Raw genomic sequence first — 218 nt, forward strand, 5'->3', positions numbered from 1 at the left:
CTTATACCCCCAAACTGCTGGCCGCTGCTTTCATGAGCAGCTTTGAGAAAAATCCCGCCGATCGTTTTCCCGCTTTACTGGCTGGAAAAGACAGCGGCCTGATGGCGGAACGGGTCGCATACAATACGGTGCAGACCGGCCGTACCGTGGTCGATCTGCTCTACCGGGCCGATCGCGATCCCTGCGGATGCAGATACACCGGTAAACGTATACATTAC

The 218-nt window shown here is 56.0% G+C and carries 1 protein-coding gene; it reads left to right on the top strand.

All coding sequences use genetic code 11. The features are described 5' to 3' along the window. A partial coding sequence (locus H6B10_RS17345; RefSeq protein WP_204652552.1) for a hypothetical protein occupies positions 1–218 on the top strand: 218 nt, incomplete at both ends.

Origin of the sequence: Gemmiger formicilis, assembly GCF_016901605.1 — a bacterium.
Classification (GTDB): domain Bacteria; phylum Bacillota; class Clostridia; order Oscillospirales; family Ruminococcaceae; genus Gemmiger; species Gemmiger formicilis_B.